The 11,709-nt window shown below is 37.5% G+C and carries 8 protein-coding genes and 3 pseudogenes; 9 read left to right on the forward strand and 2 right to left on the reverse strand.

Annotated features, from left to right (window positions below):
* Positions 1–1,003: 1,003 nt before the first annotated feature.
* Positions 1,004–1,297: pseudogene (locus V7147_RS15935) on the reverse strand (rhodanese-like domain-containing protein); the annotation flags it as partial.
* Between the two features lie 206 nt (positions 1,298–1,503).
* Here V7147_RS15935 and V7147_RS15940 point away from each other — a divergent pair.
* The 5 genes and pseudogenes from V7147_RS15940 to V7147_RS15960 all read left to right on the forward strand — a co-directional run bounded on the left by V7147_RS15940 (position 1,504) and on the right by V7147_RS15960 (position 7,473).
* Positions 1,504–2,340, forward strand: a complete 837-nt coding sequence (locus V7147_RS15940; protein WP_335368822.1) for a lipoate--protein ligase family protein — start codon at positions 1,504–1,506, stop codon at positions 2,338–2,340.
* A gap of 343 nt (positions 2,341–2,683) precedes the next feature.
* Positions 2,684–4,123 (forward strand): annotated as a pseudogene (locus V7147_RS15945) (vitamin B12-dependent ribonucleotide reductase); the annotation flags it as partial.
* A gap of 209 nt (positions 4,124–4,332) precedes the next feature.
* A complete protein-coding gene (locus V7147_RS15950; protein ID WP_335368823.1) occupies positions 4,333–5,253 on the forward strand; it encodes a restriction endonuclease in 921 nt (306 codons plus the stop codon).
* Between the two features lie 79 nt (positions 5,254–5,332).
* Positions 5,333–6,460, forward strand: a pseudogene (locus tag V7147_RS15955) (vitamin B12-dependent ribonucleotide reductase); the annotation flags it as partial.
* Positions 6,461–6,588: 128 nt separating this feature from the next.
* The gene (locus V7147_RS15960; protein WP_335368824.1) at positions 6,589–7,473 is read left to right on the forward strand and encodes a patatin-like phospholipase family protein; all 885 of its coding nucleotides are present in this window, start codon (positions 6,589–6,591) and stop codon (positions 7,471–7,473) included.
* 63 nt (positions 7,474–7,536) lie between these two features.
* On the opposite strand, the gene V7147_RS15965 is transcribed toward V7147_RS15960, so the two are convergent.
* Positions 7,537–7,944 carry an SA1362 family protein gene (locus tag V7147_RS15965; RefSeq protein WP_335368825.1) on the reverse strand — a complete coding sequence of 136 codons (408 nt, stop codon included), beginning with the start codon at positions 7,942–7,944 and terminating at the stop codon, positions 7,537–7,539.
* 539 nt (positions 7,945–8,483) lie between these two features.
* Here V7147_RS15965 and V7147_RS15970 point away from each other — a divergent pair.
* From V7147_RS15970 to V7147_RS15985, 4 genes are all read left to right on the forward strand, one after another.
* On the forward strand, positions 8,484–9,005 hold the full coding sequence (locus V7147_RS15970; RefSeq protein WP_335368826.1) for a YqhR family membrane protein: 522 nt from the start codon (positions 8,484–8,486) through the stop codon (positions 9,003–9,005).
* A 202-nt stretch (positions 9,006–9,207) separates the two neighbouring features.
* Positions 9,208–10,269, forward strand: coding sequence for a M24 family metallopeptidase (locus V7147_RS15975; RefSeq protein ID WP_335368827.1), 1,062 nt, complete (start codon positions 9,208–9,210; stop codon positions 10,267–10,269).
* Between the two features lie 39 nt (positions 10,270–10,308).
* Positions 10,309–10,866 carry an elongation factor P gene (gene efp, locus V7147_RS15980; protein ID WP_335368828.1) on the forward strand — a complete coding sequence of 186 codons (558 nt, stop codon included), beginning with the start codon at positions 10,309–10,311 and terminating at the stop codon, positions 10,864–10,866.
* 477 nt (positions 10,867–11,343) lie between these two features.
* Complete coding sequence (locus V7147_RS15985; RefSeq protein WP_335368829.1) at positions 11,344–11,625, forward strand: YqhV family protein; 282 nt, start codon at positions 11,344–11,346, stop codon at positions 11,623–11,625.
* Positions 11,626–11,709: the final 84 nt, after the last annotated feature.

An 11,709-nucleotide genomic window follows, 5' to 3' on the forward strand; every position in this document is an offset into this window, starting at 1 on the left:
CGATAAACGGTATACCGTTCTAGAATTGATTTCCACAAACTATCAATTTGATAAGTTTTCTCATCTGTATTTCATCCAGAACATTCATTTAACATATCATTCCTTAAGCTGTAACCATCAAAGCCACTATAAATGGTAATAGTAGGGCAGCTATCCAAAGTGCTGGATAGTATCTTCTTGATTTTTTTACTTTCTTCGACGGAAGACTGAATTTATATATGCTTTTATGTAAACAATTCATCACCGCAAAAATTATGGTGGTCCCCATAAAGCTATATAATAGTGTGACCATGTAATAAGCTAATTTTTTATCAGTAATCGGAAGCTCAGTAATTAAAAATGTCAAAATTAAGGATATCAACGCTATAAAAATTAACGTTCCAAAGTTCTTAATAAATAGTTTTGGTGATCTTGCTATTGCTTCCCTAACAGTGGTGTCTTCTAGAACAATAATGTATGGGGTTAGGGTGTAAAATAGTATAATTAGAATTCCTAATAGAGCTAATGGCCAAAAAACATTTAATAGAAGATAGACTAACCCCATTATGAAAAATTGAATGATTGAAAATTGCACCATTCTTTCAAAATAGTAAGGTGCAATTTTTAAGATGGAATATGTATTNNTCTAAAAAGCATTTCATGGAGCCGAGATACATGCTGAGTGCATAGCTTTTCAATAGAAGTATGATAATGGTGGCTACGCTAGTGAGCAGCCAATTTGTTGATGGTCCATGCAAGTTTACGTCATTTATTAATGGGATCGCATAGGGTATTTTGTAATCAATGAAGTGAAAAGAAAATACGGTGAAGCCAGCATATGCACCTATTGCTCCAGTAAATGTTAGAATGACATTTACGATAAGTGGGATGATGATTAGTCTTGGGTGGTAGATAGTATGGTAAAGTCCTTTTGAAATGTTCAAAGTATCACCTCAGGTTATTCTATCCATATTTTATCATAATTAAAGGAGCATGAAAAAACCTATTCCAATGATGGAATAGGTTATTTTTTCTTTATTTTACCTGACCACTTTTTAAAGCCGCCTTGTAGCTGGTAAAGGTCTTTATAGCCTTTTTTTCGTAGTAATTGTGCTGCGCGACCACTACGAACAGTGTTTTGGCAGTATAAGTAGACTGGTTTGTCAGGTCTGATTTCTGATAATCTTTGTTTCATCTGGGATAATGGGATATTACGTGCGCCTAAAATATGGCCCCCGTCAAATTCGTTTGGTTCACGAACATCGATTAGTTGGGCTTTGCGATACCCTTCACGAAACTGTTCTTCAGTTAAAACAGTTACTATTTTTCGTTGGTAGAAGAATNNCTAAAACAATAAAAAGTATTTCCAAAATCAATCTACTCCTTTTTCTATCTCTCTTTTCTATTATATTCGTGTGGTTAAAAAGAATCAAAGGAATTCTCTGGAGGTTTTGATTTTGAAAAACAATTTTTGTTCTGATAGACTAAGGACTGGCAAACAATTTTTGACAAAGAGGGTTTCGTATGGAAAAAGAGGTATGGAGATTTATTGATTCCGGTCATTGTTCGCCGGAACTTAATATGGCTTTAGATGAAGCGTTACTCGATTGGAACAGCGAGGGAAAAATTCCACCGACGATTCGTTTTTATGGTTGGAATCCAGCGACTCTTTCAATTGGTTATTTTCAAAAGGTAGAAAAAGAAATTGATCTCGACGCCGTGAAAAAATATGGACTTGGTTTTGTTCGTCGTCCTACAGGCGGAAGAGGGGTTTTACACGATCAGGAGCTTACGTATAGTGTAATTGTGTCGGAGGAGCATCCCGAAATGCCCAAAACGGTAACTGAGGCATACCGTGTTATTTCTGAAGGAGTTTTGCAAGGCTTTCGCAAACTTGGTCTTGATGCCTATTTTGCTGTTCCTAAGACGGCTGAAGAGCGTGAAGGATTAAAAAATCCAAGATCTGCAGTTTGCTTTGATGCACCTTCTTGGTACGAGCTTGTTGTTGAAGGAAGGAAAGTAGCTGGGAGTGCACAAACTAGGCAGAAAGGTGTTATTCTTCAGCATGGCTCGATCCTACTAGATATAGATGAGGATAAATTATTTGATCTATTTAAATATTCAAGTGAACGTGTTAGGGAGAGAATGCAACGCAATTTTAAAAAGAAGGCAGTTGCTATAAATGCTTTAAGGGAGACTCCAGTTACGCTTGATGAAGCGAAGCAAGCTTTTAAAGAAGGGTTTGAGGAAGGACTAAATATTGTGCTTGAGCCTTATCAATTGACAAAAGAAGAATTAAACTATGTACATGATATAGCAGAAAGAAGATACAAATCAGATGAATGGAATTTTAAAAGATAAATAAATTTTTTACTCGTTATTTAGTAGGATAAAACCGGAAATCTTTGGTATATCTGAATTTGTTCTATTATAGGTAAAAATCAACCGACAAAATTCTTCAAAAAACACGAAATTATTTAGTTTACCTAGTTTTTCCTCTGTTTTGCTTTATATATTATACTATTTTTAGTTTGACAAAATAGATTTTATTCATCCGAAAATCAATATGTAGTGGTGTCGAAAATTATTTTAACACTATATATTGATTTTTATGTTGTCTTTCATATGGATATATGATACTTTAATTTTATAACTTATCTAATAAGCGCATAATTATTTAATAGATTCAAAGGGAGATGTGAGAATGACTGTTGTGCTAGAAAAAATGAATATTAATGTTGAAAGGTTGAACCAGGACATACGCCTTTTTCCTCAAGTCCATCCAATTACGGAGGACATGAAGATTACGCATAAGGGCGTATCAAGGCTAGTAATGCTTGACCGGTATACGTTTAAGGATACTGAAAAGCTTACTCTTGCAGAAGGTGACTTTGTTGTTCTAACGATCAAGGAAGATCCAAAGTTCCCTGCACGTGGTTTAGGTTTCATCGTTGATATCGATTGGGAGCAGAAGACAGCACAGGTGCTAGTAGACGAAGAATATCGTAGTGTGTTGGACAACCCAGAAGAAGTGGAAACAGGAATTGTAAATCGATCACTAGATGTTATTGAGAAACCACTTGAAATCTACTATGAGCAAATTGCAAAAAGAAATGCCACTGGTTTGGCTTCAGTTGAGAAAACGGAGGAAAAGCGCAAGGAATGGTTTGAAAAGTTCTATCAAGAGCTTGTAAACCTTAACTTCATTCCAGCTGGGCGTGTTCTTTACGGAGCAGGTGCGGATACAGATGTGACGTACTTTAACTGTTACGTAATGCCGTACGTTCAAGATTCTCGTGAAGGTATCTCTGAGCACCGTAAACAGGTAATGGAAATCATGAGCCGTGGTGGCGGTGTTGGAACAAACGGTTCTACATTACGCCCACGAAACACACTAGCACGCGGTGTAAATGGTAAGTCATCTGGTTCTGTTTCATGGTTAGACGACATTGCGAAATTAACACATCTTGTTGAGCAGGGTGGGTCCAGACGTGGTGCTCAAATGATCATGCTAGCGGATTTTCATCCTGACATCATTGAATTTATCATTTCGAAGATGCAAAATCCAAGAATTCTTCGTTATTTAATCGAAAATACAGAAGATGAAACAATCAAAAAATACGCTCAAGAAAAACTAAAGTTCACTCCGTTCACGGAGCAGGAAGTTCAAATGTACCAAGGCATTGTGAACTATAAACAGATCCCTGGTTTGGGTGGATTTAGTGAGAAAATCATTAAAGATGCGGAGCAAAAATTAGTTGCAGGCGGAACTTACAGTGTTCATAATCCTGAGTTTTTAACAGGTGCTAATATTTCAGTTTGTATCACAAGTGATTTTATGCAGGCTGTTGAAAATGACGAGTTATATGAACTTAAATTCCCAGATGTAGAGAGTTATAATGAAGAAGAAATGAAAATCTATAATGAAGAATGGCACAAGGTTGGGGACGTACGTGAATGGGAAAAACTTGGCCATAAAGTACGTGTGTATCGTAAGGTTAAGGCAAAAGATCTTTGGAACTTGATCAATATTTGTGCAACTTATGCTGCAGAACCTGGAATTTTCTTCATTGATAATGCAAACGACATGACAAACGCTCAAAGCTATGGTCAAAAAGTTGTTGCAACAAATCCGTGTGGTAAATAGCTTGCCTCACGTTAAACATTGCGGAATAAAGCGGGGATCCTGAGATTGGCAACCCGAACCGAAGGCTGAAAGTAAAGTTTCAGTCAGGGGCAACGCATAGATGGTGAACCTGTTCTAACAGAATATAATCCATCCACGAGGCCGCAAAATTACACAATTTCATTAACACTCCAAATTAAAGTTGTCAAATTGTTTGAGGTGAGAGAATGAATAGAGGATATGCCGGATTCTATAAAGGACATTATTTAAGAAGTTCTTATGAATACGCATATGCAAAATACCTTGATTTTCATTCTATACCTTGGAGCTATGAAGACAAAAACTTTGATATTGGGTATAAAGTTTATAAGCCAGATTTTTTCTTCTATGGAAAAAACGGAGAATTAATAAAAATAGTTGAAATTAAATCAAGAAATACAAAAGCTAAAGAAGAAGCTAGAAGAGTTCTAGAAATAATTGCAGGTAATTACAATGTTGAGTGTGAATTATTATCTTATGAGGAATTGTTAAACCTTTATATTTCGTTACCATTCTCTTTGAATTCAGTTATTACTGAATGGATAAATTCAGAACATACAACCATTAATAAGGCTGCATATGGCGAATTGAATGGTCATTATAATCTTAGGCATAGCGAGAGTACCAAAAAGTTAATCGGAAAGCATACAAAACAACTGTGGGCGAATGACAGTGTTTCTAGACAGAAAATGCTTGAAGGTTTACGGAAAAGTGGAATAAAAAAAGGTTATATTAAGACCCCTCGTGAGATAAGAGTTTGTAAACATTGTACAACGCAATTTGAAACATTAATAACTTCGTCCCAAAAATTTTGTAGTCAGCCTTGTGCTGCAAAAGTTGCTATAAAAAAAGCAACCATCCGTTATGTTGAGAAAAGGCAAGATATACATCACAACATAAAAGACTACATTATTCGTTGGACTGATGAAAATAAAGATATTGTTTCTAGAACACCATTTAATAGGATTAAAACAACTATTTCTCCGTTATTAATAGATATCCAAACAGAATTTGGTGTAAAGGATTTTAGGGTTATTTCAAAGGCTGTTTTTGGAGAAGATCTTGGAAGAAAAGAATTACTAAAGTTTATGAAGAGTTTGTGTAATTAAAATGTATGCTGAACTTACGGGAACTCAACCGTAAGAGCTATCGGATAAAAAGCCGATAGGGTAACAAGAGCGAGAATTGGAGCAACCTCTCGCACCTTACAGTGTTTGTAACCTTGCAGCGGTTAACTTAGCTGAAATGGTTGATAAAGAAACAAAAACTGTTAACTTTGAAAAACTTAAGCAAACAGTTGAAGTTGGAGTACGAATGCAGGATAACGTAATTGATGCAACTCCATACTTCTTAGAAGCTAATAAAAAACAAGCATTAGGCGAGCGTCGTGTTGGTCTAGGTGTAATGGGATTACACGATATGCTGATCTATTGTGAGACAGAATATGGTTCAGAAGAAGGTAACAAACTAGTTGACGAAGTGTTCGAAACAATCGCAACGACAGCTTACCGTGCATCAATTGAACTGGCAAAAGAAAAAGGAAGCTTCCCATTCTTAGAAGGAAATTCACCGGAGGATGGAAATCGTATCAGAGAAGCTTTAGTTAAAACTGGATACATGGAAAAAATGCCTGAGGATATTAAAGAAGGAATCAAAAAACACGGAATTCGTAACTCACACTTACTAACTGTAGCCCCTACAGGCAGCACAGGAACAATGGTTGGCGTCTCTACAGGTTTAGAACCTTACTTCTCGTTCTCTTACTTCAGAAGTGGACGTTTAGGTAAGTTTATTGAAGTAAAAGCGGATATCGTGCAAGAATATTTAGATAATAATCCAGAAGCAGATCCAAATAACCTACCTAACTGGTTCGTTTCTGCAATAGAGCTTTCAGCAGAAGCACATGCTGATGTACAATGTGTCATCCAACGCTGGATTGACAGCTCAATCAGTAAAACTGTTAACGCACCAAAAGGCTACAGTGTTTCTCAAGTAGAAGCTATATACGAACGCCTCTACAAAGGTGGAGCAAAAGGTGGAACAGTCTACGTTGACGGAAGCCGTGACTCTCAAGTTCTTACATTAAAAGCGGAAGAGAACACTTTTGATGATACAGATACAGAAGTTACAACAGAAGAAAAGCCGAAAAATCGAGTCGTTCTGATGGATACGATTATGGATTTACGCCAAACTGACGTTACAATCGGTTCAGAAGTAGGCGACACATGTCCAGTATGTCGACAAGGTACAGTCGAAGATCTTGGTGGATGTAACACATGTACAAACTGTAATGCACAGCTTAAATGTGGATTGTAATGAAACGCTAAAGAGGGAATCTTAATCGGATTCCTTCTTTTTTTATCTACAAAAATAATCCTACGTACTAAATCCCAAGCTACCCGATTAAAAATGTATAAAGGCATTGATTTAATGGGAGGGGTTCTATGTTAATCGATGGCGTTTTTTCGGGTGGTGGAATAAAAGGATTTGCGTTAATTGGTGCATACCAAGCAATCGAGGAAAAGGGATTTGCCTTTGCAAGAATGGCCGGAACTAGTGCAGGTTCCTTAATTGCCTCTTTAATAGCCGCGGGATATACAAGTAATGAGATTATCGACCTTATGGAGGAGCTAAACCTTAGTGATTTTTTAGACCAACGAAAAGCCCTTTTACCTACTCCTTTAGCTAAATGGCTTCTTTTATATTGGCGGCTAGGTTTATATAAAGGCGATATGCTAGAGAAATGGATTTATCAAAAGCTCCGCGCGAAGGGTGTAGTAACCTTTCAAAACCTCCCTGAAGGTCGGTTAAGGATCATTGCTTCCGACTTAACGAATGGAAGAATCATCGTGTTGCCTGATGATTTAGAACGTTATGGAATTCATCCTGCATCCTTTTCTGTTGCAAAAGCTGTTCGGATGAGCTGTAGCCTCCCTTATTTTTTTGAGCCTGTCCGTTTAAAAGACTATCAAGGTAATACAATCGTAGTGGATGGCGGGGTATTATCGAACTTTCCAATCTGGATTTTTGATGAGGAAAAAAAACTAAAGTTACGCCCTGTCCTTGGAATCAAGCTTAGTGGGAACAGCCAGCAGCAAAAACAAAATAAAATTAATAATGCCATCGATATGTTTAATGCCCTCTTCGAAACGATGAAAAATGCCCATGATGCGCGTTATATCTCGCGTCGACATGAAAAAAATATCATTTTTATACCGATTGAAAGTGGTTTGACCACAGAGTTTGGTGTTACGGATGAAAAAAAACATGAGCTCATTCAGGTTGGTAAAAAGCGTGCAGAAGCCTTTTTACGAACATGGGGTTTTTAGCATATGTGAAAAGGGGAATCGAAGCAATCAAAAAAACTTTATTCAGCCTTATGCTGAATAAAGTTAGAACAATGCTCGATTCTTCTTTTTCCCCTTTTTTCCTTCAATAACGGTTAGATGTGTCGTATTCGTTTTTCGCTTTTTATGAATTGGCGATACAGTCGATCGTTTTGTCGCACTTGCCGTAGGTTTTTTACTGCCCATTCCCATAGTCTGTGACTTTCTCTGACTTCCTGTTTTAAATCGCTTCCTGGATTGTTTAGCTGCGCGTAAATAAGCGGATTGTTCCTTTCCTCCCATTCGTCGACTAAAAACAAATTTATATAGTAGATAGATGATACCTATGAATAGGAAAATCATGCCTGCTTGCACGAGTAATGAACCCGGACGAGTGAAAAGGGTGTAGACAAATCCAAGTGCACCTAATCCTAGTAAAATCTTGACGACTATATTTGATTTACGACGATTCATGAGATACACCTCCTAAAAAACTATACTTATATTGTATTATAAATCAATGTTGTTGTTGCTCGTATATTTCAATTGAAAATGTATAATTGTAAAAATAATAAGTGCCTCTTAATTATATATATTCTACAAGATAAGCTAATAAACCTCTATCTTAACAACACCATTTTTGACAAATTTTATTTTTATTACATTCAACATTTACTATTGTACCCAGCAATTTCCAATGCTACACATTTTTCCACGAATCTTTTTAAAATAGATAAATTTATTCAGCAAAAGTACACTGATACTATGCGTTATGAGAAACAAATAATATCACACTAAGTCAACCTAGCTGAATAAAGTTAAAGCCTCCGGGTGATGTCACAGATTTTTGTAAGGAAGTTTTTTCGAGCTTAGGATCAAAGACTAAGACCGCCACGTCCTGTGGCAAAGTCTTTATGACCCACCTCGTGGGGCCTATAAAAATCTGGACGCAAATACGCAAAAGCGTATTTGATTAAAGTTCTGGACATACTAGCGAATGGAGGTGTTGACCTGTGGTAGATGCTGAAAAAAAGAATCCAGAACTTGAACAAAACAAAAATGACGGTGAAATGTCTCTAATTGGTAAGGTTGTAGTGATCGGTTTGTTCGGGGGCATTTTTTGGAGTATGCTGTCCTATTTTACGTATGTTTTTCATTTTACAGAACTGAGCCCTAATCTTATCCTTAAGCCGTGGATCCTCGGTGATTGGAAAAATCGCGTGTTAGGTCAGTTTATTGGAATTTTTGTAATTGGTATTTTATCAATAGGAGTCGCATTTTTATATTATGCTTTTCTAAAAAAGTTTCAGTCCATTTGGGTGGGTGCCGGGTTTGGCATCGTTTTATGGCTGATTGTTTTTTATGTGTTTAATCCGATTTTTCCGGATATTAAAACCGTTGCCGAACTAAAACGGAATACAGTTATTACTACAATATGCTTTTATATTCTATATGGTGTCTTTATAGGTTACTCGATTTCATTTGAGCAGAATGAAATGAAGGGTGAAAGGCAAGCCGCTGCTACAAATGAGTAGGTAAATTAGGGGAAATTATGATAGAATGTTCTTGTTCGAACATTCTATTTTTAAGGGAGTTTACATATCGCAAAAATACTCCTTAGGAGTTTCGATACACATTAGTCATAGTCTTGTGGACAATTGGGCAAATTGTCGCAGGTGGCTACGGCTACAAACTTGCTCTGACTTGCAATAATAGGGCACTTAGGGGGAAAGCTAGATGAGTAAAATAGAAAAATTACGTAAAAGTTTTTCTGACTTTGGAATTGATGGTTTATTAGTTACTAATAGCTATAACAGACGTTACATAACAAATTTCACCGGTACTGCTGGTGTTGCCCTCATTTCTGAAAGTTCGGCAGTTTTTATTACGGATTTTCGCTATGTGGAACAAGCAAATGAACAGGTGAAGGAATTTGACATTGTGCAACATTCTGGACCGATCATTGAAGAGGTTGCAAAACAAGCTGAGAAAATGGGAATTAAAAAGCTTGGATTTGAGCAAGAGGACCTTACTTATGCTACTTATACAGCATATGACAAAGAAGTGAACGCTGAACTTGTTCCCGTTTCAGGCGCAATTGAAAAGTTACGCTTGATTAAGACAGAGTCAGAGATTAAGATATTAAAGGAAGCAGCGGAGATAGCTGACGCCGCCTTTACACATATCTTAGATGTGATTCGTCCTGGTATTACCGAAATAGAAGTTTCAACTGAGTTAGAATTCTTTATGCGAAAACAAGGAGCTACTTCATCTTCATTCGATACAATTGTTGCATCAGGTCATCGTTCTGCCTTACCGCACGGGGTTGCAAGTGACAAAGTGATTGAAAAAGGTGATTTTGTAACTCTGGATTATGGAGCATATTATAAAGGATATTGTTCCGACATCACACGTACAGTTGCTGTTGGTACACCTAGTGATGAACTAAAAAACATTTATGATGTTGTTTTAGAGACTCAACTTCGTGGTATGGCGGGGATCAAGGCTGGCATCACAGGTAAGGAAGCTGATGCTCTAACTCGTGATTATATTTCGGAAAAAGGCTATGGAGAATATTTTGGTCATTCTACCGGTCACGGGCTTGGTATGGAGGTTCACGAACAGCCATCCTTATCATTCCGATCTGATAATGTACTTGAACCAGGAATGATCGTAACCTGTGAACCAGGAATTTACATAGCAGGATTAGGTGGCGTGAGAATTGAAGATGATGTAGTTGTCAGAAACGATGGCAACGAATCGCTCACATTCTCGAAGAAAGAACTAATTATTCTATAGACAAATGTTTGTCGCAATTGAATTAGGAGGAAACAATATATGATTTCAGTTAACGATTTTCGTACAGGTTTGACAATTGAAGTAGACGGCGGAATATGGAGAGTAATGGATTTCCAACACGTGAAGCCAGGTAAAGGTGCTGCATTCGTACGTTCAAAACTTCGTAACCTTCGTACAGGTAACGTGCAAGAAAAAACATTCCGTGCCGGTGAAAAAGTGGCAAAAGCTCAAATCGAAAACCGCAGAATGCAATATTTGTATGCAAACGGTGATTCACATGTATTCATGGACAATGAATCTTATGAGCAAATCGAGCTACCAGCATCAGTAATTGAGTATGAGTTAAAGTTCTTAAAAGAAAATATGGAAGTTCACATCATGATGTTCCAAACTGAAACTCTTGGAGTTGAACTACCAAATACAGTTGAGCTAAAAGTAGTTGAAACAGAGCCTGGTATCAAAGGTGATACAGCTTCTGGTGGTTCAAAACCAGCAACTCTTGAAACAGGTTTAATTGTACAAGTTCCTTTTTTTATTAATGAAGGTGATGTGTTAATCATTAACACAGATGAAGGATCTTACATATCACGTGCATAAGAAAATGTTAAGGACTCACCGATTGAGGTGGGTTCTTTTTTTTGTAAAAAGGGTATAGGGATACAACACGAAGCTCCTAGTGGTATATCGGGCACCAGAAAATCGCAAGCCGGTATACCGCAACCGTTCCTAGCGGTATATCCCCGTCCACAAAACCGTAAACGATATACGCAACCGTCCCTATCGGTATATCACCCATCCCAAAATCCCAAGCAGGTATACCGCAACTGCTCCTAGCGATATATCCCCGCCCACAAAACCGACCTGTATACCGCAACCGTTCCTAGCGGTATATCCCCGTCCACAAAACCGAAAACGATATACNNCCGGTATACCGCAACCGTCCCTATCGGTATATCACCCACCCCAAAATACCATTAAACACCGCCAACCAACCAATCCACAAAATTTCCTCTTCTGAAAATCATCGAACAAGCATAGGTTGTACAAAAGAAATTATATTGGGTGGGGACTACAATGAAACGAATGTTTTCGATGATTGATTCAACTGTTTTGACAATGGCGGGCCTCAGGATTCTATCTGGGTGCTTAGAGATCACGGCGGCCGTTTTAATGCTGGTTTTTAATGATGTAAAAAAAGCGCTAGTCGTAAATGCGCTACTTGCGATTGTCGGCCCGCTTATTTTAATTGCGACGATGTCAATCGGTCTAATTGGATTGGCAGATCAACTATCCTATTCAAAGCTTATATTCATAGGGCTCGGGGTTGCATTTATTTTGTATGGAATCTTCCGGTAGATATCAGATGAGTTGGCATAATGTGTCCAAGCTAGCATACATTGAATTATGAAGGATAATATGAGGGGTTGTTCAAAAAGTCCG

Origin of the sequence: Bacillus sp. JJ1521, assembly GCF_036965165.1 — a bacterium.
Lineage (GTDB): Bacteria > Bacillota > Bacilli > Bacillales > Bacillaceae_L > Ferdinandcohnia.